A 23478-nucleotide genomic window follows, 5' to 3' on the forward strand; every position below is an offset into this window, starting at 1 on the left:
AAATCGTGGCGTATCGATGCTCGGGATAAGCCTAACGCTAGACGCGCGGTCGTAGAAAGGCCAAAACGTCCTGAAAGACCTGATGCCATTCTTCACTGGGCTCGTTTGCCAGTGGATGCCAAAAGAACTGGAACTCGTGTCCTCCATCGTCTTCTGCAAAATGGCTCCAGGTATCCGGAAGGTTTTGCATAACGCGGCACTCGTGAAACGCCCACGTGTGCCCCGTTATCGCTGAATCCCAGTTCCCCAGATCCCGTATCACCTCGCCCCTGACGCCCGCCTCTTCGAATAACTCCCGAATAGCCGCCGCGTCAGTCGGCTCTCCGGGTTCGACACTGCCCTTGACCAGTTGCAGACCTGCCAACGGATGCCGGAACGCTAAAATCTCCAGCCCCTCTTTTTTTCGCAGCACGACAGGACAAGCTTTATCTATGCGCATGGGATGTCCATGCTTTTGGCTTCGGTGAGCAACCGCATGTTTATCAGCGCCACACGACGCCCGTCCGGCGCCAACCGCTCCTCAACCCCATACGGCACAAACCCGAACTGCGGATACAGAAGCAGCCCCGCCGTATTCTCGTTGAAGCACGAAAGCTGCACCTCCCGCGCCCGATGACGTTCAAGCGCCAGCCCCACCATCGTCTGCAGCAAAAACTTCGCGATCCCTTTCCCCCGGGCCTTGGGCGACACGATCACATTGCCGATCGCGCAAACGCCATCGCGCTCAAACCTGTAAAAGTTGGCAAAGCCCATAACAGAACCGTCCGCCTCAACCACCGTTGAGTCGGAACGTTGAGCAATCGATGCCTGCAGTTGATCTTCCGTCAGCGGGTACTGCGCCTTCGGGAACATAAAAAACAGCTCTTGGGGATTTTGAGGAAAGTCGCAAATCGTCAGGACATCTTCAGCGCTGACGGGGCGGTGGGTGAGGTGCATGGTTTGGATCCATCCAAGTGTCGGGGTGACAGATTACTTTTTGCAGAGGATGGATAGAAGTTTCCTTTTCAGGTTCACCACGGCTTAGGTCCGGCTTTTTCGACCAACGGTGGAGATGCCCGGCAAGTCTCGTTGGGCGGAAGTAAAAACCTTTAATCCGGTAGTCTCAGCCTCTCAATCAGACGTGGATCGTCGACAACGCAGCACGCTACAAATAATTGCTTACAAAATAGAAAATCATTACACCCGATCATGTACTACCGAGTGTTAGTTTGAGCGCTTTATCGGGCCATGAGATGCCAAAGTATTAATTATGCGCATCAAACTTCCCAGCGTTCCTGCCCTCGGTGCCTACCTTGCACTCTCTTGCCTGTTTGCGGCTGCATGGCTCTTCAACCCTGCCAATACGCACTCTTCCTTTGCCCTGATCAGTCCCGTGATGCCAGTGGCCAGCCAAGTGGCCAAGCCCATTTATACCAGCCGCTTCGCCTCCTCCGGGCTGCTGGATTTCGTGCATTCCTCGGCGGTAACCGCGTTGCCCGACGGCAGTCTGATGACGGTCTGGTTTGCCGGCTCCCGCGAAGGCGCAGCCGATGTGCAGGTGCGCTCCGCCCGCTTCGACCCGAAAACCGGCGAGTGGGGTTCTGAAAAGGTATTGGCGACTCGGGATTCGACCCAACAGGGCACGCGAAAATACATTCGCAAGCTGGGTAACCCGGTGGTTGCCCTCGCGCCGGATAATCGCGTGTGGTTGTTCTACGTGTCCGTGTCCATGGGTGGCTGGGCTGGCAGCGCGGTCAATGTGATGGTGTCGGATGACTTCGGTGAAAGCTGGTCCGCCCCGCGCCAACTGATCACTTCACCCTTTCTGAACATCAGCACCCTGGTCCGGTCGGCACCGGTGTTTCATGCCGACGGCTCCATCGGTTTGCCGGTCTACCACGAGTTTCTGGGCAAGTTTGCCGAGTACCTCTACTTGAGCGCAGACGGCAATGTGATCGACAAATTCCGCATCAGCCACGGCAAGAATTCATTGCAGCCCACGGTGGTTCCGCTGGACGGCCAGCGCGGCATTGCCTTGCTGCGCTATGCCGGCGACACCCACCACCGTGTGCTGGCGACCCGCACCGAAGACGCCGGTCAAACCTGGAGCGAACCTTATCCGCTCGATCCCTCGAATCCGAACTCATCGTTGGCCGCCGTCGCGACGCCCGAACATGGGTTGCTGGTGGCGCTCAACGACCTGCAGGAAGGACGCTTCAAGCTGAGCCTTTATGGGACCGACGCGAAAATGGACGATTGGCGCTCGTTGCGGGACCTGGACAAGTCACCTGATCCAGCAGGCGCTCCGTTTTCACCCGAGGCCTACAAGGAAATCATCGGTAAAGAGTTCCGCGGTTCCAGCGGCGCGCTTCGCCAACCGCTGGAGGCGCAGTTCCTGGATAACCTCGACAACCGTGTCTGTAAAAACCAAGGGTGTGAGTTTGAATACGAATACCCGTACTTCATCCGCAGCCCCGATGGGATGTATCACTTGGTTTATTCCTGGAACAACACCTTCATCAAGCACGTCTCCTTCAACGATGCCTGGCTCAACGAGCGTCGCAAATGATTAGTCTGTGGCAAGCCCATGCCAGCTTCGCAATGATCATCTTCCTGGTGCTGCCTTCTTTCGGCTTGCCCAGGACGTGGCGGATCGCACTGTTGGCCGCGTTGCTGGCAGCCAGCTTCATAGCGCTGGACGGGTTATCGTTGGCCGCCTATTTGCGCAGCTACATTGATGACCTGGCGATCACCTCCATGGTGTTCATGGCGTGGGGTTGCTTGCGTCGGCTGGACCTCCTCCCACCTGCGCGGGGTAAAACCGGCGTATTGATCCTCTTCGCCTTGATGGCCCTGGTGCTGTACCCGGCCACCCTGGGCATGAGTGATCTGGACCCCTATCGGTTTGGTTACAGCCCGCGCCCGATGCTGATTTTCGTCGCCGTGCTGACCCTGGGCCTGTTTTACCTGCGCAACGGCCTGGCCGTCGTGATGCTGGCCTGCGCGACCCTGGCCTTCATCGCCGGGATCAAACCTTCGCAAAACTATTGGGATTACCTGGTTGATCCGCTGCTGGGTCTGTATTGCTGCGTGGCACTGCTGATGCTTGCCGTGCGCTGGACGCATCGCCGGGCAACCAAGCGCCGCGGTGCAGTGGGCGATGTGTCCGGTTCCGTTTGAGATTCAACGATTTTATTAACAGGGGAACATGGATGGGTTGGTTGCACTCGAGACGTTTACATTACTGGCTGGGCGCGACAGCGATTACGTTCGCGCTGTTTGCTGTGCTTCGTGTCATGTTTTTTTTCGGCTATTCCGGTTTCGACGCCAACGCCCTGATCGACAAAAATGACGTCATGGAAACCCTGGGGATCGGCTTTCGTTTCGATCTGCGCCTGGCCATCCTGGCGATGTTGCCGTTGGCGTTGCTGGCCTGGATTCCTCGCTGGAACCTGATCGGCAGCCGTCTGCTTCGCCGCATCGCCCGCGTGTATCTGGTCGCGGCCCTGAGCGTCCTGCTGCTGATTTACATCATCGATTTTGGTCATTACGCCTATCTGGGCGTGAGGATCAACGCCACCGTGCTGCGCTTCATCGAGGATGCGCAAATATCCCGCGACATGGTCTGGCAGACCTACCCGGTGATCTGGATTTCGCTGGGTTGGCTGGCAACGGTCGCGCTGGTGACACTGGCTCTGGTGCGTCTGGAACGCGTAACGCTGGACCGCCCTCGCAAAGCCATTCGCCGGCTCTCCGCGACATTGGGTGGCGCGTTGATGGTCGTGGCGGTGCTGCTGGGCATTTTAGGTCGTGTCGAAAACATGAACCTCGAAAACCCGGTCCCGCTACGCTGGAGCGATGCGTTCTTCTCGGGCAATAACCAGGTTGCTGCGTTGGGCCTGAACCCGGTGTTGTTCCTCTACGACACGGTCAAAGTCGGCCAGTCGCGCTATGACGAAGCGCAGGTGCGCGAGCACTACGCGGTGATGGCCAACTACCTGGGCGTGGACAAGCCCGATCCGCAAACCCTTGATTTCGTCCGTCACCAGGCACCACAACCCTACAAAGTACCGGGCTCGCGGCAGCCGAACGTGATGTTCGTCATGCTCGAATCGCTGGGCACCAGCGCCGTCGGGGCCTACGGCAACCCGATCAATCCGACGCCGAACATCGATCGCCTGGCCACCCAGAGCTGGTTTTTCGAGCACTTCTATGTGCCGGTGACGGGGACCGCAAAAACCGTCTGGGCCAGCATCAGCGGTGTGCCTGACGTCACCCGCCAGGAAACCGCGACGCGTAATCCGTTGATCACCAAGCAGAACACACTGATCAACTCCTTCACCGGTTACGAGAAGATCTACACCATCGGCGGCAACTCCGGCTGGGCCAACATGAATGCCTTGATTCGACAAAGCATCGACGGCGTTCGCTTGTTCGAAGAGCGGGACTGGAAGTCCCCGGTGGTGGATGTCTGGGGGATTTCCGATCTGGACCTGTTCAAGGAAACCGACCAGATTCTGCAAGCACTGCCCAAGGACAAACCGTTCTTCGCCTATGTGCAGACGGCCGGCAACCATCGTCCGTTCACGATTCCCAAGACCAATGATGGATTCGAGGTCAAGCACCCTACCCTGGCCGAAGTACAGGCCGCAGGGTCGCGCAGTGTCGAGCAGTACAACGCCGTGCGTTTGCTAGACTTCAACATCGGACGCTTGATGGAAATCGCCAAAGCAGGCGGCTGGTACGACAACACCATTTTCGTGCTGTTTGGCGACCACAACACCCGTATCGCGCAGATCCCGTTCCTGGCACCGGCCTACGAGCAACTCGGCCTGGAAAGCAACGCGGTGCCGATGATCATCCACGCACCAGGCTTGCTCGGGACGCGTAAGGTCAAGGAAGCGGTCGGCCTGGTGGACTTGCTGCCCACCGTGGCGGGCATGGCCGGCCTTGAGTTTCGCAACAGCGGCATGGGCCGTGATATTCAGCAGCCCGCGCCCGAGGGTGAGCGCGTAGTACCGCTGGTACTGCGCGAGGGCACATTCCCGCTGATTGCCGGCGTCACTCAGCACTACATGGTGCAGATGGAGCACGACGGCAGCTCGCCAAGTCTCCATGACCTGGCCTCGCCGACGCCGCTGGACAACGTCGCCGAGCAAAACCCTGAAGAGTTCAAACGCCTGTCGCAACTGACCCGCGCCATGCACGAAACCTCAAGGTTGATGCTGTACCAGAACGTGCGCAAGTAACGGCGTTCCCGCGTCTATGCTTCAAATAGACGCGGGACCTTCCCGTGACGCCAGTAAAAGACTCTGCCTATCACGACCCAATACTCCCCCTATTAGCTGACTTCCCAACTGGGGTCTAACCTTACTCGAGCGCCGGCACCATAAGCCGGCCGGTCAAGAGCTGATAAGGAGATAGGAATGGGTCAGAAGCCTGACTAAACCTGCCGTAGGCCACCGTGCAGGCAACTCGATTGCCGCTGTTCAGAATTCCCGTGTGATCAAAACAATCAGTTGATCAAACTGCTGGCCCTGCAGCCTGTGTCATTGGTTTCGCCCGTTGCTGTTTAACGCCCACGCTGGGCCGGATAGCCGGATGAATACGACCAAAAGGTAGCTCACACATGGCAAACGAATCGAAATGCCCGTTCATTAGCGCCGCTGGCGGTGGCACGACAAACCGCGACTGGTGGCCGAACCAACTGAATCTGAAGATCCTCCATCAGCACTCGTCCCTGTCCGACCCCATGGACAAGGACTTCAACTACGCCGAAGCCTTCAAAAGCCTGGACTTTGAAGCGGTCAAAAGAGACCTGACTGCGTTGATGACCGATTCCCAGGACTGGTGGCCGGCGGACTTCGGTCACTACGGGCCACTCTTCATTCGCATGGCCTGGCACGCCGCCGGTACGTACCGCACCGGTGACGGTCGTGGTGGCGCCGGTTCCGGCCAGCAACGCTTCGCGCCGCTCAACAGTTGGCCGGACAACGTCAGCCTCGACAAGGCGCGCCGGCTGCTCTGGCCGATCAAGCAAAAGTACGGTCGTAAAATTTCCTGGGCCGATCTGATCGTCCTCACCGGCAACGTCGCGCTGGAGTCCATGGACTTCAAGACCTTCGGCTTTTCCGGCGGTCGTCCGGACGTTTGGGAGCCGGATGAGGACGTTTACTGGGGCTCGGAAAACAAGTGGCTGGGCGGTGACACCCGCTACGGCAAAGAGCAGAAGGTTATGCAAGAGCCCGGCGAAGGCCCACTCGTTGCTGAGCCGGGGGAAAATGAGGAGAGCCGCACCGACCAGGGGCGCTTCCTGGAGAACCCGCTGGCGGCCGTGCAAATGGGCCTGATCTACGTGAACCCGGAAGGCCCGGAAGGTAACCCCGACCCAGTCGCTGCCGGGAAGGACATCCGCGAAACCTTCGCGCGCATGGCGATGAATGACGAAGAAACCGTGGCATTGATCGCCGGCGGCCACGCCTTCGGCAAGACCCACGGCGCAGGACCTGCCGACAACGTCGGCGCCGAACCCGAAGCCGCTGGCCTCGAAGCCCAAGGCTTTGGCTGGAAGAACAGCTTCGGCACCGGCAAGGGCGCGGACACCATCACCAGCGGCCTGGAAGTGACCTGGACCACCACGCCCACGAAATGGAGCAACAACTACCTGGAAAACCTGTTCGGCTTCGAGTGGGAGTTGAGCAAAAGTCCGGCCGGTGCGAACCAGTGGATACCGAAGAACAACGCCGGCGCCGGCATCATTCCGGATGCTCACGACCCGTCCAAGCGTCGTAATCCAACCATGCTGACCACCGACCTGTCGCTGCGGTTCGACCCGATCTATGAACCGATTTCGCGGCGTTTCCTGGCCAATCCAGACCAGTTGGCCGACGCGTTCGCCCGCGCCTGGTTCAAGTTGATCCACCGCGACATGGGTCCCCTCTCCCGCTACCTCGGCCCGGAAATGCCAAGCGAAGAGCTGCTGTGGCAAGACCCGATTCCAGCAGTCGATCATGCCCTGGTCAACGACAGTGACGTCGCCGCACTCAAGAGCAAACTCCTGGCCTCCGGCTTGAGCGTCTCGCAGCTTGTATCAACGGCTTGGGCGGCGGCTTCGACCTTCCGTGGTTCCGACAAACGCGGCGGCGCCAACGGTGGGCGCTTGCGTCTGGCCCCACAGAAGTTCTGGCAGGCCAACCAGCCTGACCAACTGGCGAACGTGCTGGCGAAACTCGAGGATATCCAGAGCGAGTTCAACAACAGCGGCAAGAAAATCTCGCTGGCAGACCTGATCGTGCTGGCCGGTAACGCTGGCGTCGAACAGGCGGCGAAAAATGCCGGCCAAACCGTGACGGTGCCTTTCACTCCAGGACGGATGGACGCCTCTCAAGAGCAGACGGACGTGGAGTCTTTCGGCTTCCTCGAACCCATCGCCGATGGCTTCCGCAACTACCTCAAAGGCAGATACAGCGTAGCGGCCGAGCAGCTGTTGATCGACAAGGCGCAACTGCTGACACTTACCGCGCCAGAAATGACCGCGCTCATTGGCGGCATGCGTGTGCTGAACACCAACGTCGGGCAAACCAGACACGGTGTGTTCACCCAGCAGCCGGAAGCGTTGACCAACGACTTCTTCAAGAACCTGCTCGACATGGCCGTGGAATGGAAACCGGTCTCAGAGGCTAATGAGGAGTTTGAAGGGCGCGATCGCAAAACCGGCGAAGTGAAGTGGACAGGTACCCGTGTCGATCTGGTCTTCGGCTCGAATGCGCAGCTGCGTGCGTTGGCGGAAGTCTATGCAACCGCTGATGCGCAGGAGAAGTTCGTCAAAGACTTCGTCGCAGCCTGGGCCAAAGTGATGGACCTGGATCGCTTCGACGTTAAGTAACACGAGCGGTATCGCTGAAACTGCAACGCCTCCCACTGTGGAGGCGTTGTGCTTTTTGTCACTTGACGCTTCACGCCGTTAGATGGGAAAACGTGCGTGGCCCGGATGCAAGCGATGGGTTCAACATGAATCAAGGAAGACTCATCACACCATGAAAACCCTATTGTGTTTGCTGATCGCCACTGGCGTCGGCACCGCGCTGCAATATGCCGGTCTCCCCCATGGCCTGTTGCTCGGATCAATACTCGCGACCGCGTTGATCGCCAGCAACTTGCGTTTTTCTCCAGCGCTGCCCTTCAGCCTTGTCTACGTGCAAATCGTGTTGGGGATCGCGACCGGCCTGATGTTCACCTCGTGGAACAGCCAAACGGCGGCCGCCATGTTGCCGAGCCTGGGCTTCATGCTGCTGGGCTTGATGGTCCAGAGCGCCGTGGCCGGTTTGTGGCTGCTCAAGGTCTCGGGATGGAACCCGAAGGACTCCCTGTTAGCCGTGTATCCGGGCGCACTCGCCGCCGTGTTCGATTTGCTCGAGTCCGAGCGCGCGTCCAGCAAAGTGATCGTTGTGCACCTGGTGCGACTGCTGTCGATCACCGTGCTGGTCAGCTTCTGCATTCCCGGACAGACCGACGTGGCGCTTGCCGAGAGCAGCCCGCTGCTCATGAGTACCGCGCTGACCTTGCTGTCGCTGATCGCCTTGTGCCTGTTGCTCGGCCGCTTGCTGTTGCGCGTCGGCGTTCCGGCACCATTCATGCTCACCGCGATCGTCGTCACCGGCGTCTACCTCAAGCTGGGCTATCTCCAGGCCTTCCACCTGCCGTCATGGAGTGTCGACACCGCCGTGGTCCTCCTCGGCGTGCTGATTGGCTCGAAATTCAAAGACATCAGCCTCGCAGAACTCGTCCGCCACGGACGGGCCGGGCTGATGGCCGTCGGCCTGATGCTGCTGATCGCAGCAGCGTTTGCCGCAGTGGCCGCGCGGGTTCTGGGCAGCGATCCCTTGTCGTTGTGGCTGGCGTACATGCCTGGCGCCATCGAAACCATCGCCCTCGTCGCCTTCAGCGGCGGACTAAACGTGGTGTTCATCCTGACCCATCACCTGGTGCGAATGGTCGTGCTGCACTTTGCGCCAGCGTTGGTCGTTCAGGCGCGGCGCTGGCGGGAGGATGGTTGAACGCTTGAAGGACTAAGTGGGAGAGATCGTGGCGAGGGCACCAATCAAAATGGTCAACACCAGAAATCCACCCAGGAAAATCGCCATCTTGCCCATTGGGCCTCCTACATTATGAGTTTGCGGTGCAGCGGTTGCCGCGACTGCGGAGCATGCCGTTATTGTGAGCCGGCGGTTGTGTGCATTACAGATGCAGATAGCGCAGGAAAATACGGATCAGAACACCGAACTGGGGCTAGAACGCCTTTAAACGTCAATTCCGCCAGGATCTATTTATGCCGCTGAGTTTTCATATCTGTCAGCGCTCAAAAAAGGACAAGATTGATTGGTAATCTCAAGGATCGAGGATAGGGCATGAGTATTTTCAGTCGAATAAAAGCTTTCGTAAGACGTGGCCAGGAAGAGCAAGTCGCCGGCTACTCCATACCAGAGTTGAAGTCGGTTTTTGCTGAGCCTCTATCACGCCTCCCTCGGTCTCTGACCGACTATCCTCAAGTGGTATCTTTGGACGATATCGGTATCTCGGCCTATTACTCTGCTTTCTTGATCGGCAATGAAGACGCTCATAAGTTTTCGGCACTTGTCGAATCGAATTTCAGGTTCAAGACTGAAAAACTATTCAACGACCTTCCCGTAAAACGTTATTCAGATATCCGAGAAAACAACCACCTGATCTATTTCAGCTCCGACGGAGAATTTAACGCCACAACGATACGGATGGTTACGAATAGCGTCGAATTCCTGAACATCATTCAGCTTGAGAAATTGGCCGTTCCGCCACCCTGGATAGCGTTTGAGGGGTACAACCCTTTGTGGTGGGGAGGAAATATGCAAGGCGCTCAGGGCTACTATAACGACAGCTACTTCTCGCCGTTTTTTACTGATTTAAGCGGAGCAGAAAGGGAGATTTATTACGCAAGGTACGAGGCGCCGAATGAATGGATAAATAGCCTGGATTTGATGTACGACGAATGATCGTTCACCTTTCTGGAACAATAGCCGGAGCCGCCACCTGACCAATCACCGGCGGCGGAGTCCGACTTTTTCTGCTTGACCGCTACGCGGCAAGCTCGACGTAGCTAGACTCCCCACCTCCCGTCGCGCCCGACAACCAACCCCATACAAAGGTCAGAGTAGTACGTCCTGCGTGATCAACGCCTACTGTGCCCCGAGACCAGCCGGCAAGAATCTCACCATCCGTAGTCAGGCACTGATAAAGAAGCTCAATGGTATCGGGGCCTGTCACGCGCCCGACTTGATTACCCCTGCGGATATGGCCGCCCTGATAAGTGCCCCAAATAGCCTCTTCCTCGACACGGTAGTGAAAAACGGTGCGTGCATCGGACAGCCCGTGGGCGTTGTCTGCTACCGAAAATCGGCGATTGTTCAAACGCTCGCTGATTTGAGAAAAGGGGATTTCCATAAATGTCGCGTCCTTTAGTCGAGAGGTTCCATTCCAGTCATCGATTAGCTTAAGCCATTTTGTCGCGACGGATGGAGGCACTGCTTAGCCGTCTCTGGTGCTGCGAACTCAGGAGCCACCACCGCTTGTCAGCTCCTCAGCACCTTCCCCTTCCCGGTTATTCCAACGCTGTACACCCCCTCACATGGCTGGCCTAAATGATGAACAGGACAATTGCTGCTCTCACGATCGCGGGCCTGGTGTCCGCCTGCTCACTTTTCGCGTTTGCTGCCGAAAAGGTGACTGAAGACGCACCTGCCGCGTTTCCCGGAATCAACCAGGCTCAGGGCACTGAATCCAAGGAGGACAAGGCCGACAAAAAAGGTGAGGAGGCGGCGGGTTCAAACTCCGGTGCCAGCTCGGAGGAGACGGACAAAGATGCGGCCACCTCTAGCGGTTCGAAGGACGTTGAGAAAAAACCAACGCAGGAGTGAGTTAGCGGTCCGCCCGCTTCGGCCTTAGTGTTGCGTAACCTGCAAGAACTGAATGGCGCCCACAAAAAAGCCCACTGACCGTCTCCGGTTCAGTGGGCTTTTGATTCGGCCTCTAGTTACAGAGCCATATCAGTCGCAGCATTAGCCTTCGGTGCCTTAGCCGGAGCAGCCGGAGCAGCAGCCGGAGCCACTACCTGACCAATCGCCGGCGGCGGAGTCAGCTGCAGCACCTTGGCGGTGTAAGCCCACTCCTCAGCCACTTTCTCAGGGCTGCCATTCAACTGAGTGCCATAGCTAGGCACGATCTGGTGCAGCTTTTCCTGCCAGGCTGGGGAAGCAACCTTGTCTTTGAACACTTTCTGCAGCACGGTCAGCATGATCGGTGCAGCGGTCGAAGCGCCCGGCGATGCACCCAGCAAACCGGCAATGCTGCCGTCTTGCGAAGCAACAATCTCAGTACCCAACTTCAGCACGCCACCGGCAGCTTCATCACGCTTGATGATCTGCACGCGTTGGCCGGCTTGCCACAGGCGCCAGTCTTCGGCTTTGGCGTTCGGGAAGTATTCTTTCAGGGCGTTGAGGCGGTCTTCGTCAGACAGCATCAGTTGGCCGGCGAGGTACTCGACCAGCGGGTATTCCTTGATGCCGACCTTGGTCATTGGCCACACGTTGTGCGTGGTGGTGGTGGTCAGCAGGTCCAGGTACGAGCCTTCTTTCAGGAACTTGGTGCTGAAGGTCGCGAACGGGCCAAACAGGATGACGCGCTTGCCGTCCAGGACACGGGTGTCCAGGTGCGGAACCGACATTGGCGGTGCGCCAACGGAGGCTTTGCCGTAGGCCTTGGCCAGGTGTTGCTCGGCGATGGTCGGGTTTTCGGTCACGAGGAACGAGCCGCCTACCGGGAAGCCTGCGTATTCCTTGGCTTCAGGAATGCCGGACTTCTGCAGCAGGTGCAGTGCACCGCCGCCCGCACCGATGAACACGAACTTGGCGTCGGTTTCGGTTTTGGTGCCGTCTTTCAGGTTTTTGTAGCTGACGCGCCAGCTGCCGTCTTCGTTCTTGGTGATGTCTTGCACTTCGCTAGACAGTTTCAAGTCGAACTTTGGCGTGGTTTGCAGGTGCGCAACGAACTGGCGGGTGATCTCGCCGAAGTTCACGTCGGTACCGATCGGAGACCAGGTGGCCGCGACTTTCTGGTTCGGGTCACGCCCTTCCATCATCAGCGGAACCCACTTCTTGATCACAGCAGGGTCTTCGGAGTACTGCATGCCGGCGAACAGCGGGCTCGCTTGCAGGGCTTCGTAGCGCTTTTTCAGGAACTTGATGTTGTCATCGCCCCACACAAAGCTCATGTGTGGCGTGGAGTTGATGAACGAACGCGGATTCTTCAGCACGCCTTGCTGAACCTGCCAGGCCCAGAATTGACGGGAGATCTGAAAGGCTTCGTTGATTTCAACGGCTTTCGGGATCTGAACGTTGCCTTTATCGTCTTCCGGGGTGTAGTTCAACTCGGCCAGGGCGGAGTGACCGGTACCGGCGTTGTTCCAGCCGTTGGAGCTTTCCAGGGCGACGCCGTCGAGGCGCTCGACCATTTCCATCGACATACCCGGTTCCAGCTCGTTGAGCCAAACACCGAGGGTCGCGCTCATGATGCCGCCGCCAATCAGCAGCACATCGACTTTCTTTGCCTCTTCCGCTTGCGCGGACGCGATCCCCATCGACAAAGCCAGCCCCAGCAGGGCCGTGTTCATTTTTTTAAACATGTGTAGCACCTTTGATAAAACGCCATCCGCCCTTCCATCCCCACGCTTGAGGCCCCTGGTTCACGGCATGCAGGCAGCATGCTGTGGGTTGCGCACGCATAAGGATTGGAGGGTGGGCACACAAGGCCGACGTGTCTCCATCGACCTCAGTTTATATGTCCCTACTGAACTGACTTTTTATCGTTATTGGCTTCAGCTACTTGAGCGACAGTGATTCTGTTGGCGCGTCTCAAGGACGCGCAAACTGAATAGGTCAAAGCAAGTTAGGGCGAAGAATATCACGACACGGCAAACCCGCGCGTCTGTTCCCGACTTGATAGTCCGGGCACGAGCGCTGAGCCCACTATACTCATCGTGTTTTTCTCGACGAGCCAGTGAGGAGCAGTCATGAGCGATAAAGACGATTTGCGCAAATATTCCTCCCAAGTGGTCGATGGCGTGGAACGCGCGCCCGGTCGTTCCATGCTGCGTGCCGTGGGTTTCACCGACGAGGACTTCAAGAAACCGCAGATCGGCATCGCCTCCACGTGGGCGATGGTCACGCCCTGCAACATGCATATCGACAAGCTGGCGATAGAAGCCGAAAAAGGCGCGAATGCCGCCGGTGCCAAGGGCGTCATTTTCAACACGATCACCATTTCCGACGGCATCGCCAACGGCACCGAAGGCATGAAGTATTCGCTGGTGTCCCGGGAAGTGATCGCCGATTCCATTGAAGTCGTGGCCGGCTGCGAAGGCTTTGACGGCCTGGTGACCGTGGGCGGTTGTGACAAGAACATGCCGGGCTGTCTGATCGGCATGGCGCGGCTGAATCGCCCTTCCATCTTCGTCTATGGCGGCACCATCCGGCCGGGCGCTGGCCATACCGATATCATCTCCGTGTTCGAGGCCGTGGGTCAGCACGCGCGAGGGGATATCAGCGAGATTCAGGTCAAGCAAATAGAGGAAGTGGCGATCCCGGGCCCCGGTTCCTGCGGCGGCATGTACACGGCCAATACCATGGCTTCCGCGATTGAGGCGCTGGGCATGAGCCTGCCCGGTTCCAGCTCTCAGGACGCCGTCGGCAACGACAAGGCGTCGGACAGTTTCCGCGCCGGCCAGCAGGTCATGGAGCTGCTCAAGCAAGACATCAAACCGCGCGACATCATGACCCGCAAGGCCTTCGAAAACGCCATTCGCGTGGTGATCGCCCTCGCCGGCTCGACCAATGCCGTGCTGCATCTTCTGGCCATGGCGCATGCCGTGGATGTCGAGCTGACGCTGGATGATTTCGTCGAGCTGGGCAAGGTGTCCCCGGTGGTGGCCGACCTGCGGCCCAGCGGTCAATACATGATGAGTGAACTGGTCGCGATCGGAGGCATTCAGCCGCTGATGAAGCGCATGCTCGCCGCCGGGATGCTGCACGGTGATGCACTGACAGTCACGGGCAAAACTCTGGCCGAAAACCTGGAAAACGTGCCCGACTATCCCGAGGGTCAGGACGTGATCCTGCCCTTCGACCAACCGATCAAAAAGGATTCACACCTGGTGGTGCTGCGCGGCAACCTCTCGCCCACCGGCGCCGTGGCCAAGATCACCGGTAAGGAAGGCTTGCGCTTTGAAGGCACGGCGCGGGTTTATCACGGCGAGGAAGGTGCGCTGGCCGGCATCCTCAATGGTGAAGTCAAAGCCGGCGATGTGATCGTGATTCGCTACGAAGGCCCCAAGGGAGGGCCGGGCATGCGCGAAATGCTCTCGCCCACTTCGGCAGTCATGGGCAAAGGGCTGGGCAAGGACGTTGCGCTCATCACCGACGGGCGCTTCTCCGGCGGTTCACACGGGTTTGTGGTGGGACATATCACGCCCGAAGCCTTTGATGGCGGGCCGATCGCTTTGATTGAAGACGGCGACAAGATCACCATCGACGCCGAAACACGACAGATTTCGGTCGATGTCTCCGACGCCGAACTGGCCGAGCGCAAGACCCGTTGGGTGCGCCCGGAATCCAAGTACAAACGCGGGGTGTTGGCCAAGTACGCGAAGACCGTGTCCAGCGCCTCGGAAGGCGCGGTGACGGATAAGTATCTCTAGGCGCTTCATACGCGAGCTCGACAGCGGCTACAGGGATCGCGTCATGGCTTAGAGTCTGAACCGATCCACCGATTGCGAGAGCTTGCCTGCCAGGGTGGACAACTCATCGGTGGTCGAGGCCGTCCGGCCAATGACCTTGCTGTTGCCTTCGGACATGCCGGCAATCATTTCGACCTGATGGGCGATTTCGTTACTGGCCAGGCTCTGCTCACCGATGGTGCGGGTGATGTCGTTGACCAGTTGCGTGGTGTTCAACGTGGCGTCGAGGATTTCGCGGATGGCGCGCTCGACGTCGGCGGTCACGGCCATGCCTTTGTCGACCTGCGCCACGCCCGCCTCCATGCTGGTCACCGCCTCGCGGGTGCTTTGCTGGATGCGTGAGACCATCGTGGCAATTTCCTGGGTGGAGGCGCTGGTGCGTCCCGCCAGGCTGCGCACTTCGTCGGCCACCACGGCAAACCCGCGCCCTTGCTCGCCGGCACGAGCGGCTTCAATCGCGGCGTTGAGCGCCAGCAGGTTGGTTTGGTCGGCGATGCCCTTGATCACCTGGATGATGCTGAAAATCCCTTCGGACTCCTTGTCCAGCGTGCGGATCACCTGGGCCGACTGCTGCGACGAACGCGCAATACCGTCCATGTCATTAACCACCTGATGGATCACCCGACCGCCCTCCTTGGCCAGTGTCTCGGCCTGATTGGCCATGTTCAGTGCGCGCTCGGCATGCCGGGTGATTTCCTCGATGCTCGCGGTCATTTCGCTGGCGGCGGCCGCCATGGTGCTGGCCGCTACACTTTGCTGCTGGCTGCTGCCGGCCACTTCGTGGCAGCCACTGCTCAATTGCTCGCTCATGCCACTCACGCCGTGGGCGTTGCTGCGCACGACCTCGATCATGCCGCGCAGGTCGCGCTGCATGGTCGCGAGGCTGCGAATCAGGGCGCTCGCTTCGTCGTTGTGAGTGGGCTCGACAATCGGTTCGCTCAGGTTGCCATGGGCGATGCTGTCGGCGATGCGGCTGGCGTTCTGCAACGGCCCCATGATGCTCAGCATCACTCCGCGCCCCAAGGCCAGCAGCAATAACAGGCTGGCGATGAGGACGCCGCCGAGGGTGAAGTTGGCATTGCTGATGACTTTCTGAGTGTCGACACTGGTCTGTTGGGTGTTGGTTTCGATCAGTTCGCTGAGGGCGGCCATCTGATCTTCCAGCTGGCTGAATACGCTACTGAAACTGCCCAGTTGTTGTTGCGCAGCCTCTGGATTTTCCAGCGCCAGCGCGACAATGCGTTCGGCTGCGCTGATGTAGGTATCGAGGCTGGGCTTGATCTTGTTCAGGCCCGCTTTAAGGGTGTCGTTGACCGGCAGCTTGAGGTTTTCACCGAGCATTTCACGAAAATGCGCCGCATGTTCCTCGGTGGAACTGCGCACCTCGGCTTTACTGCTGGTGCTTTTACCCAACCCGACCAGCATCGCAGACAGCACGTCGGCGCGTAACGCGTCGTGCATCATGTCGGCTTCGAGGTGATTGCGCAGCACGGCCATGCTGACCTGGTTGTCATTCACCGCGTCGGCCATCTGGGTGTTTCCCAGATAGCTGACCAGACTCATGATCAACGCGGTAATCAGCCCGGTGCCAATCAGCAGAATCAAACGTAATTTTATGGACACTCTGTGGATCCTCTCTCAGCACGTTTGTCAGTGGCGTAAAGCCAACTGCGGATTGGTTTGCTGAAAAGGTTATCGACTGGCACGAGTGGTTAATGAAGCGAATATCCATACGCGCATGTCTTTTACGACATGCGGTATGTTTTTTCGGTTTTGAAGGCGCCCGAATCAGGCAGCGGAGAAGAAGTATCGCGTCAGGTGAAAGAAGATTGGTGCTGCGAAGCAAATCGAGTCCATCCGGTCGAGCATGCCGCCGTGTCCTTTGATCATGGTTCCCCAGTCCTTGGCGCTCAAACTGCGTTTGATCGCCGACATGACCAGACCACCGAGGAAACCCATCACCACGATGACGAACGACATCATCAGTGACTGCCAGAAGCTGAAGGGGGTCATCCAGAACATGCAGCCGCCAATCAGCGTTGCAGACAGGCCTCCACCGACCAGACCTTCGACGGTTTTTGACGGACTCACCAGCGGCGCAACTTTGTGCTTGCCGAAGAGCTTGCCGAACACGTACTGCAACACGTCACTCAACTGAACGACGAACACCAGATAGAACAGCAGCAACGCGTTTTGGCCGGTGAATCCTTCCAGATCCAAAAGCAAAAGTGCGGGCGCATGGCTGATGCAATAAATGCAGATCATCACGCCCCACTGGATCTTCGCCGTCCTTTCCAGAAAGCCGTCAGTGTCCTGGCTCAGCACCGCAATCGCCGGTAGCAGCAGGAATGAATACACCGGAATCAGCAGCGTAAACATCGAATACCAGTGCGTACCGATCAGAATGTATTGCAGCGGGATCAGGATGAAAAACGCCGAAAACAGGGCGTTATGGTCACCTCGTCGGGTCGGTGTCAGGGTGATGAACTCCCTGAGCGCGAACAGTGAAATGAAACCGAACAGGACGACCGTTGCATTACCGCCCAGCAGGTAGGAAACGAAGAAGATGATGACCATCCCCCACCAGGCATTCACGCGCTGATTGAGGTTTTCGATGGTCGAGACCGCGCCTTCCGTTTTGGCCCGCCGGGCCAGCAATCGACCGGCCAGCGAAGCAATCGCCAGCAAGCATGCCAATCCAAAAAAGAACCACAAAAACTTTGCTTCAAGACTCATTTCGACAGCCCCACAATGGCGTTACGCGCGCGTTCCAGAAACACCTGTTTGTCCTCGCCAGCAATCCTTTCCATCGGATTGCCGATACGGATCGTGCAGATGATCGGCAGAGGGACGTGTTTGCCTTTGGGCATGGAGCGATGAAGGTTTTCCAGGTAGATCGGCACCAGGTCGACATCGGGAAAGGTCTCGGCCAGCCGGAAAAGACCTGATTTGAATTCCCCCGGCAGCGCCTCGGATGATCGAGTGCCTTCCGGAAAGAAGATGATCGAATGACCCGCCTGCACCACATCGAAAATGGGCTCCAGCGCGTTTTTACCGGGCGCCGGTTTACGGTCAATCAGCACCGCGTTCAGGCCTTTCTGGGAGATGTACGACAGAAACCGGTTCTTTCCCCAGTAATCGGCAGCGGCGATCGGCTTCACATTTAACCTGGCCTCGGGCGGCAGGGCCGCAATGATGGCCAAGGTGTCCATGTGACTGGTGTGATTGGCGAAATAGATTCGCTGACGCGTGAGATCCGGCGGGCTCTCCCACCTGGCCGTGACGCCAATCAGCAGTCGAAGAACAGAAATCAGCGCATTACTGATCCACATGGTCGGCCCCTTTCAGCTGCTTGGCGATCGCCAGCGTTCGTGTGACGCAGGTTGCGACTGAGCCAATGGCGATGACAGCCAGCGCGATCAACAGTACGTAGTGAGTGCCGTAAACGTTAGCTTCGATGGCATTCAGTAGCAGTCCTGCGGTCATCACGGCCATTCGATGCTGCTTGGCCATAGGGCCGATGAAGGTCTGCTTGAGACCGATCGAGCCGCCGAACACCCTGACATATGCAGTCAGTGCCGCCGCCAGGGCAGCAAACCATCCGAGGTCGGATTGGCCAATGGCATACCCCAACCCGACGATCAGCAGGCTGTCGGCAATCCGGTCCGGGAATTCGTTGTAGAGACTGCCGATATCGGACTTCTTGCCGCCCTCTATCGCCACCATCCCATCGAAGAGGTTGCACAGCAGGCGCAACTGAATGCCGATCGCGCAGCAGATCGATCCAATGACACCGCTATCAATATTGAGCGCCACGACGCCGACAAGCGCGAAGGCGATGCTGGCGACGGATATCTGATTGGGGGAAATGTCTCTTTTCACCAGAATGTCGGTGATGCGTTTTGCCCAGCCCGCAGAGCGCGTCTTGATGGGCCTTCTGTTGTCATCCACTAGCCAATATCCCTATAAATGATGAGTTACTACGTGTTGCATTGTAATGGCGAGTTGCGCCGACTACACCCAGCAATTGCAGTCTTTGTTAACGACCCCTGCTTTCCAGCCAAAAGTTTTCACCTTTATTTTTCGGGACACCGTTCCGACCTTAAACCTCGAGACAAACCCTCAACACCAGTTCGTTTTTTTCTCGGCTGCATGCTAGGTTGTACGATGACCGATAAGTGATATTTTCACACTCGCTCCGACGACCCATAACAACAAGGAAACACCCATGAAAAAAGTGAAACTGCTGATTGGATTCTTGTGCCTCTTCAGTGGCTACGTAGCCGCCGCCCCTGCTTCCGCGGACAAGGATGTTGCGCAAGCCGTCGATCATCTGACGCAGGCCATGTTGCACAAGAACATTGCCGAGCTGAAAGCGCTGACCGCCGAGAACCTGACCTACGGGCATTCCAGCGGGAAGATCCAGGACAAGAAAGCATTCATCGACGATATCGAAACCGGTAAAAGTGCGTTCAAAACCCTGGAAATGCAGAACCAGACCATCACCGTATCGGGCGACGTAGCGCTGGTCCGCCATCACTTCTCGGCACAAGCCCTCAAAGGCACCGAAGTGGTTCCGACTGAAATCGAGAACTTCCAGATTTGGCAAAAACAGAAAGGCCACTGGTTCCTGGTAGGTCGACAAGCGTTCAAGTTCTGATTTTTGCGTGACGAAGGGGGACATCGGTTAGCCAGGCTACGGTGTCCCCTGCCCTCTCCTTTTACTGCAAGACGATGACGGTTGAGCGGACACTTGGGTTTCACTCCACTCGGCAGACCGCTACAGTGGCGCGACCGCCCCCTGAGAAACGATGAACATGGATGCACGTCACCAAGGAAGTTGCCTGTGCGGCGCAGTGAAATATCGAGTGACTGCCGAGCTGAAAGCGGTTACCCATTGCCATTGCAGCCAATGCCGCAAGGGCCACGGGGCAGCGTTCGCGACGTATGCAAGTGCACCCAGGTCGGCGATTACGATCATTGCGGGAGGCGAGACGCTGAAAACCTTTCACTCGTCTGAAGGCGTCGCCCGACAGTTCTGTGGCGACTGCGGCTCTTCGCTGTTCTGGTCTGATGCCAAAGGTGAGTATTCAGATTGGATGTCAGTGGCGATAGGCACGCTGGATACGCCGTTTCTGAGTGAAAAACAGAAACACGCGTGCGTTGCATCGAAAGCGCCGTGGTACGCAATCGAGGATCGGTGGCCGAGGACCGAGTGAGCGCTTTCGGCCAAAAAGCGAAAGCACATGAGGTACATTGATACCTGATCCCAAATTCACTGATGGGAGGGACCGTACTATGGCGACGCGAACTGAAACTGCGATCCTGGCCGGTGGCTGCTTCTGGGGCATGCAGGATTTGCTGAGACGCTACCCCGGCGTAGTCTCCACGCGGGTGGGGTACTCGGGCGGCGATGTGCCCAATGCGACCTACCGCAACCATGGCACGCACGCGGAAGCGATCGAGATCGTGTTCGATCCGGACCAGATCAGCTATCGCCAGATCCTCGAGTTTTTCTTCCAGATCCACGACCCGACGACGAAGAATCGTCAGGGCAACGATGTGGGTTTGAGCTACCGTTCTGCACTCTTCTATCTCAACGATGAACAGAAGCAAGTGGCCGAGGACACGGTGGCCGACTCTGATGCATCTGGCCTGTGGCCCGACAAGGTCGTGACTGAAATCGTGCCCGCTGGCCCGTTCTGGGAAGCCGAGCCGGAACATCAGGACTACCTCGAACACTATCCCAACGGCTATACGTGCCATTTCATTCGGCCAGACTGGAAACTGCCTAAACGAGCGTGATGTCTCGGCCGGTCCAGCCTGTTGTGGAGGACCACCGTTTGACCGTCATTTCCAGCCCGGTCGGAAGATTTGTAACGCTGTGTATTTTTGCCGGCGATCTTACACAGCGATACACAATCGCCGGATCAGGACACATACGCAGTACATGAAGGTGAAAAAGTGGGTGGCGTCGAACACCTGGTGTTCTCCGATGAACCCAGGCTAAAGAGCCCACCCCCCCAGCAGGAGCCACCTCATGATCAATGAAATCGATACCGTGCTTTATACCGGCAAGACCCACACGACCGGAGGCCGTAACGGCGAGTCGCGAAGCGACGATGGACGCTTGGACGTCAAGCTTTCCGCGCCTGGCTCGTCAGGGAGTGGTACCAATCCCGAACAGCTGCTGGCTGCAGGTTGGTCGGCCTGTTTCATCGGTGCAATGGGTAAGGCGGCTGCCGCGTTGAAGGTGACCCTGCCGAGCGACGTCGCCGTCGATGCCGAAGTGGACCTGGGTAAGACCGAGGACGCCTTTTTCCTCCAGGCGCGCCTCAATGTCAGCCTTCCGGGTCTGGAACCTGCTGTCGCTCGGGCGGTGGTGGATGGCGCCCACCAGAGATGCCCGTACTCGAAGGCGACCCGTGGCAACATCGACGTTACGATCAATCTGGTTTAACCCAAAGCACTCCGTGCGACGCTGTTCACTTAAGATCGGGGTACATATCCGTTTCTGCGGTGATGGCGGCTGGCGGTTTCGCTTTTACAGCGAGTCACTTGGAAAAGCCCCAAGTAACCAAGGGCTTCTTCCCCGCCATTCGGTGCCATCGGCCATCCATGTCCGGGGGCGGCTACCGCGGCATCCTTGCCGCGGTGCCCCCTGCGCAACGCCTGCGTTCGGCCTCTGGGAAAGGGGCAACAGATCAAAATCAAAATCAAAAGCCACAGCCACAGCCACAGCAAGATCAAAAGATCGCAGCCTCGTTTCACTCGACAGCTCCTACCGGGGAGAGGGGGTGTACGCACGCTTCTCACCACTCAACAGGCCGAGCGTTAGCTCGCCTGCAGCTTTTGATCTTGATGCACCGCCCCCTCGAGAGGCCGAGTGGAGGTTCTGCGCAGTGGGCAACCCGGCATGGATGCCGGGTTAGCCGCCCCCGGCCATGGATGGCCGATGGCGGCGGGCCCACGGAGCAGGACCGGAGCGAGGGCATGCCGAGCCTAGGCGAGGCACCGAACGTCAGGGGCAAGAGCCCTTGGTTACTTGGGGCTCTTCCAAGTGACTCGCTGTAAAAGCGAAACCGATAGCCGCCGTGACCGCAGAAACGGATATACACACAAAAAACAAAACACAGCTCGGCAGGCTGCGCTGGCCAATTCGCTCAATCGTCCTCATGCAACTTGATCCCCCGAGCGTGAAGCAGGTGCGGAACCACCAGCACCAGCAGCGTCAGCGCAAGAAACGCGGCCGATATCGGTTGCGTCACAAACACCAGCCAGTCCCCCTCGCTGATGGACAACGCATTGCGCAGCTGCTTTTCAGCCATAGGCCCCAGCAGCATGCCGACGATCACGGGCGCGACGGGAAAATCGAAACGACGCATGAGCACCCCGCCCCAACCAATCGCCAACATCAGCAAAAGATCGAAGGAAGAATGGCGCATGCCGTACACGCCAATGGTGGCAAACACCAGAATGCCCGCGTTCAGGTACGGCCGGGGAATCTGCAAAAGCTTGACCCACAGCCCCACCAACGGAAGATTCAGCACCAGCAGAATCACGTTGCCGACATACAGCGAGGCCACCAGAGTCCAGACCAATTCCCCAGAAGTCTGAAAGAGCATCGGCCCCGGCTGCAGGTTGTAGTTCTGGAACGCGGCCAACAGAATCGCCGCAGTGGCGGACGTCGGTATGCCGAGCGTCAGCAGTGGCACCAAAGAACCCGTCGCGCTCGCATTGTTGGCCGCCTCGGGACCGGCAACCCCCTCGATCGCCCCCTCGCCCTTGTTGCCCGCAAACTCTTTCGGGTACTTGCTCAGTTTGCGTTCCGCCGAATAGGACAGGAACGTCGGAATTTCAGCGCCACCGGCCGGAATCGACCCGAATGGAAAGCCGATCAACGTGCCCCGTAGCCAGGCGGGGACCGAGCGTTTCCAGTCAGAGCGCGTCATCCACAACGAGGTCAAGCGGTGCCGACCGGACGCTTCTTCTTTTTGATACAGCAAGCTGTACAAGGCTTCACCTACGGCAAACAACCCGACCGCCACGAGCACGACTTCAATGCCATCCACCAACTCCGGCACCGCCAGGGTGTAACGGGCAATGCCCGAGGTCGAGTCCAGGCCGATCAAGCCGATGGTCAATCCAATCCCGAGCGAGACAAAACCGCGCAGCATCGAAGCGCCGAGTACCGCAGACACCGTCGTGAAGGACAGCACCAGAATCGCGAAATACTCGGCAGGACCAAACTTGAGCGCCAGCGTGGCGACAATAGGGGCAAACAACGTCAGGAACACCGTCGCTATGGTGCCGGCAACAAATGAGCCTATCGCAGCCGTTGCCAGGGCCGGTCCTGCCCGGCCGTTGCGCGCCATGAGATTGCCTTCCAGGGCCGTGACCATGGAGGACGATTCACCGGGCGTATTGAGCAGGATGGAAGTGGTCGAGCCGCCGAACTGCGCGCCGTAATAGATACCGGCGAACATGATCAGGGCACCCGTGGGATCGACCTTCGCGGTAATCGGCAGCAACAGCGCTACCGTCAGCGCCGGCCCAATACCCGGCAAGACGCCAATGGCGGTACCGAGCAAACAGCCGATAAAACCCCACATCAAATTGATCGGTGTCAGCGCTGCGGAAAAACCAATGGCCAGGTTCGCGAGAGTTTCCACCTTGTT

Annotated in this window: 21 protein-coding genes and 1 pseudogene; 12 read left to right on the plus strand and 10 right to left on the minus strand. The window is 58.2% G+C overall.

Features of this window, described 5'->3' with window-relative positions; genetic code table 11:
• Window positions 1–37: 37 nt before the first annotated feature.
• Together ACMXYJ_RS21245 and ACMXYJ_RS21250 are read right to left on the minus strand one after the other, a co-directional pair.
• Window positions 38–439, minus strand: a complete 402-nt coding sequence (locus tag ACMXYJ_RS21245; protein WP_415756772.1) for an NUDIX hydrolase — start codon at window positions 437–439, stop codon at window positions 38–40.
• Window positions 430–936 (minus strand): GNAT family N-acetyltransferase, encoded by a 507-nt coding sequence (locus ACMXYJ_RS21250; protein ID WP_415756773.1) that lies wholly within the window; start codon window positions 934–936, stop codon window positions 430–432. Before ACMXYJ_RS21250 ends, ACMXYJ_RS21245 begins: the two co-directional genes overlap by 10 nt.
• Window positions 937–1249: 313 nt before the next feature.
• Here ACMXYJ_RS21250 and ACMXYJ_RS21255 point away from each other — a divergent pair, with 313 nt between their 5' ends.
• The 6 genes from ACMXYJ_RS21255 (at window position 1250) to ACMXYJ_RS21280 (ending at window position 10007) form a co-directional block, all read left to right on the plus strand.
• Window positions 1250–2548, plus strand: a complete 1299-nt coding sequence (locus ACMXYJ_RS21255; RefSeq protein WP_415756774.1) for a sialidase family protein — start codon at window positions 1250–1252, stop codon at window positions 2546–2548.
• Window positions 2545–3159, plus strand: coding sequence for a hypothetical protein (locus tag ACMXYJ_RS21260; protein ID WP_415756775.1), 615 nt, complete (start codon window positions 2545–2547; stop codon window positions 3157–3159). The genes ACMXYJ_RS21255 and ACMXYJ_RS21260 overlap by 4 nt, the downstream gene beginning before the upstream one ends.
• Before the next feature lie 32 nt (window positions 3160–3191).
• Window positions 3192–5228, plus strand: coding sequence for an LTA synthase family protein (locus ACMXYJ_RS21265; RefSeq protein WP_415756776.1), 2037 nt, complete (start codon window positions 3192–3194; stop codon window positions 5226–5228).
• A gap of 380 nt (window positions 5229–5608) precedes the next feature.
• Window positions 5609–7864, plus strand: coding sequence for a catalase/peroxidase HPI (gene katG / locus ACMXYJ_RS21270; protein WP_415756777.1), 2256 nt, complete (start codon window positions 5609–5611; stop codon window positions 7862–7864).
• Window positions 7865–8015: 151 nt separating this feature from the next.
• On the plus strand, window positions 8016–9035 hold the full coding sequence (locus ACMXYJ_RS21275; protein ID WP_415756778.1) for an AbrB family transcriptional regulator: 1020 nt from the start codon (window positions 8016–8018) through the stop codon (window positions 9033–9035).
• A 351-nt stretch (window positions 9036–9386) separates the two neighbouring features.
• Entirely contained in the window at window positions 9387–10007 is a 621-nt protein-coding gene (locus ACMXYJ_RS21280; protein ID WP_415756779.1) for a hypothetical protein, read from the plus strand.
• Between the two features lie 82 nt (window positions 10008–10089).
• On the opposite strand, the gene ACMXYJ_RS21285 is transcribed toward ACMXYJ_RS21280, so the two are convergent.
• Window positions 10090–10455 (minus strand): hypothetical protein, encoded by a 366-nt coding sequence (locus tag ACMXYJ_RS21285; RefSeq protein ID WP_415756780.1) that lies wholly within the window; start codon window positions 10453–10455, stop codon window positions 10090–10092.
• A 200-nt stretch (window positions 10456–10655) separates the two neighbouring features.
• On the opposite strand from ACMXYJ_RS21285, the gene ACMXYJ_RS21290 reads away from it, so the two are divergent.
• Window positions 10656–10928, plus strand: a complete 273-nt coding sequence (locus ACMXYJ_RS21290) for a hypothetical protein (RefSeq protein ID WP_415760775.1) — start codon at window positions 10656–10658, stop codon at window positions 10926–10928.
• Between the two features lie 116 nt (window positions 10929–11044).
• Here the strand turns inward: ACMXYJ_RS21290 and mqo are convergent, their stop codons facing one another.
• The gene (gene mqo, locus ACMXYJ_RS21295) at window positions 11045–12691 is read right to left on the minus strand and encodes a malate dehydrogenase (quinone) (RefSeq protein WP_415756781.1); all 1647 of its coding nucleotides are present in this window, start codon (window positions 12689–12691) and stop codon (window positions 11045–11047) included.
• Window positions 12692–13078: 387 nt separating this feature from the next.
• Between mqo and ilvD the strand changes: the two genes are divergently transcribed.
• Window positions 13079–14761: a dihydroxy-acid dehydratase gene (gene ilvD / locus ACMXYJ_RS21300; RefSeq protein ID WP_415756782.1), complete on the plus strand. Its 1683-nt coding sequence runs from the start codon at window positions 13079–13081 to the stop codon at window positions 14759–14761.
• 48 nt (window positions 14762–14809) lie between these two features.
• Here ilvD and ACMXYJ_RS21305 read toward each other — a convergent pair whose 3' ends face one another.
• The 5 genes and pseudogenes from ACMXYJ_RS21305 to ACMXYJ_RS21325 form a co-directional block, all read right to left on the minus strand.
• On the minus strand, window positions 14810–15673 hold the full coding sequence (locus ACMXYJ_RS21305) for a methyl-accepting chemotaxis protein (protein ID WP_415760776.1): 864 nt from the start codon (window positions 15671–15673) through the stop codon (window positions 14810–14812).
• Window positions 15674–15715: 42 nt separating this feature from the next.
• Window positions 15716–16363, minus strand: a pseudogene (locus ACMXYJ_RS21310) (MCP four helix bundle domain-containing protein); the annotation flags it as partial.
• Between the two features lie 225 nt (window positions 16364–16588).
• Complete coding sequence (locus ACMXYJ_RS21315; RefSeq protein WP_056745391.1) at window positions 16589–17536, minus strand: phosphatidate cytidylyltransferase; 948 nt, start codon at window positions 17534–17536, stop codon at window positions 16589–16591.
• A complete protein-coding gene (locus tag ACMXYJ_RS21320; protein ID WP_046049021.1) occupies window positions 17533–18132 on the minus strand; it encodes a lysophospholipid acyltransferase family protein in 600 nt (199 codons plus the stop codon). The genes ACMXYJ_RS21315 and ACMXYJ_RS21320 overlap by 4 nt, the downstream gene beginning before the upstream one ends.
• Complete coding sequence (locus ACMXYJ_RS21325) at window positions 18119–18751, minus strand: CDP-alcohol phosphatidyltransferase family protein (RefSeq protein ID WP_415756783.1); 633 nt, start codon at window positions 18749–18751, stop codon at window positions 18119–18121. Before ACMXYJ_RS21325 ends, ACMXYJ_RS21320 begins: the two co-directional genes overlap by 14 nt.
• A gap of 277 nt (window positions 18752–19028) precedes the next feature.
• Here ACMXYJ_RS21325 and ACMXYJ_RS21330 point away from each other — a divergent pair, with 277 nt between their 5' ends.
• From ACMXYJ_RS21330 to ACMXYJ_RS21345, 4 genes are all read left to right on the plus strand, one after another.
• On the plus strand, window positions 19029–19460 hold the full coding sequence (locus ACMXYJ_RS21330; RefSeq protein WP_415756784.1) for a nuclear transport factor 2 family protein: 432 nt from the start codon (window positions 19029–19031) through the stop codon (window positions 19458–19460).
• Window positions 19461–19617: 157 nt separating this feature from the next.
• On the plus strand, window positions 19618–20019 hold the full coding sequence (locus ACMXYJ_RS21335; protein ID WP_415756785.1) for a GFA family protein: 402 nt from the start codon (window positions 19618–19620) through the stop codon (window positions 20017–20019).
• 79 nt (window positions 20020–20098) lie between these two features.
• Window positions 20099–20605 carry a peptide-methionine (S)-S-oxide reductase MsrA gene (msrA, locus tag ACMXYJ_RS21340; protein ID WP_415756786.1) on the plus strand — a complete coding sequence of 169 codons (507 nt, stop codon included), beginning with the start codon at window positions 20099–20101 and terminating at the stop codon, window positions 20603–20605.
• A gap of 235 nt (window positions 20606–20840) precedes the next feature.
• The gene (locus ACMXYJ_RS21345) at window positions 20841–21260 is read left to right on the plus strand and encodes an organic hydroperoxide resistance protein (protein WP_415756787.1); all 420 of its coding nucleotides are present in this window, start codon (window positions 20841–20843) and stop codon (window positions 21258–21260) included.
• 703 nt (window positions 21261–21963) lie between these two features.
• Here the strand turns inward: ACMXYJ_RS21345 and ACMXYJ_RS21350 are convergent.
• Window positions 21964–23472: a tripartite tricarboxylate transporter permease gene (locus ACMXYJ_RS21350; RefSeq protein ID WP_415756788.1), complete on the minus strand. Its 1509-nt coding sequence runs from the start codon at window positions 23470–23472 to the stop codon at window positions 21964–21966.
• Window positions 23473–23478 lie beyond the last annotated feature (6 nt).

Source organism: Pseudomonas arabinosi (genome assembly GCF_047758675.1).
Lineage (GTDB): Bacteria > Pseudomonadota > Gammaproteobacteria > Pseudomonadales > Pseudomonadaceae > Aquipseudomonas > Aquipseudomonas arabinosi.

Coding starts and splice junctions, on each gene's coding strand:
- ilvD (WP_415756782.1), top strand. CDS start 13,079: ATGAGCGATAAAGACGATTTGCGCAAATATTCCTCCCAAGTGGTCGAT.
- ACMXYJ_RS21280 (WP_415756779.1), top strand. CDS start 9,387: ATGAGTATTTTCAGTCGAATAAAAGCTTTCGTAAGACGTGGCCAGGAA.
- ACMXYJ_RS21345 (WP_415756787.1), top strand. CDS start 20,841: ATGATCAATGAAATCGATACCGTGCTTTATACCGGCAAGACCCACACG.
- ACMXYJ_RS21335 (WP_415756785.1), top strand. CDS start 19,618: ATGGATGCACGTCACCAAGGAAGTTGCCTGTGCGGCGCAGTGAAATAT.
- ACMXYJ_RS21320 (WP_046049021.1), bottom strand. CDS start 18,132: ATGTGGATCAGTAATGCGCTGATTTCTGTTCTTCGACTGCTGATTGGC.
- ACMXYJ_RS21265 (WP_415756776.1), top strand. CDS start 3,192: ATGGGTTGGTTGCACTCGAGACGTTTACATTACTGGCTGGGCGCGACA.
- katG (WP_415756777.1), top strand. CDS start 5,609: ATGGCAAACGAATCGAAATGCCCGTTCATTAGCGCCGCTGGCGGTGGC.
- ACMXYJ_RS21275 (WP_415756778.1), top strand. CDS start 8,016: ATGAAAACCCTATTGTGTTTGCTGATCGCCACTGGCGTCGGCACCGCG.
- ACMXYJ_RS21250 (WP_415756773.1), bottom strand. CDS start 936: ATGCACCTCACCCACCGCCCCGTCAGCGCTGAAGATGTCCTGACGATT.
- ACMXYJ_RS21315 (WP_056745391.1), bottom strand. CDS start 17,536: ATGAGTCTTGAAGCAAAGTTTTTGTGGTTCTTTTTTGGATTGGCATGC.
- ACMXYJ_RS21260 (WP_415756775.1), top strand. CDS start 2,545: ATGATTAGTCTGTGGCAAGCCCATGCCAGCTTCGCAATGATCATCTTC.
- ACMXYJ_RS21245 (WP_415756772.1), bottom strand. CDS start 439: ATGCGCATAGATAAAGCTTGTCCTGTCGTGCTGCGAAAAAAAGAGGGG.
- ACMXYJ_RS21305 (WP_415760776.1), bottom strand. CDS start 15,673: ATGCAGCGCGACCTGCGCGGCATGATCGAGGTCGTGCGCAGCAACGCC.
- ACMXYJ_RS21290 (WP_415760775.1), top strand. CDS start 10,656: ATGAACAGGACAATTGCTGCTCTCACGATCGCGGGCCTGGTGTCCGCC.
- ACMXYJ_RS21285 (WP_415756780.1), bottom strand. CDS start 10,455: ATGGAAATCCCCTTTTCTCAAATCAGCGAGCGTTTGAACAATCGCCGA.
- mqo (WP_415756781.1), bottom strand. CDS start 12,691: ATGTTTAAAAAAATGAACACGGCCCTGCTGGGGCTGGCTTTGTCGATG.
- ACMXYJ_RS21330 (WP_415756784.1), top strand. CDS start 19,029: ATGAAAAAAGTGAAACTGCTGATTGGATTCTTGTGCCTCTTCAGTGGC.
- msrA (WP_415756786.1), top strand. CDS start 20,099: ATGGCGACGCGAACTGAAACTGCGATCCTGGCCGGTGGCTGCTTCTGG.
- ACMXYJ_RS21255 (WP_415756774.1), top strand. CDS start 1,250: ATGCGCATCAAACTTCCCAGCGTTCCTGCCCTCGGTGCCTACCTTGCA.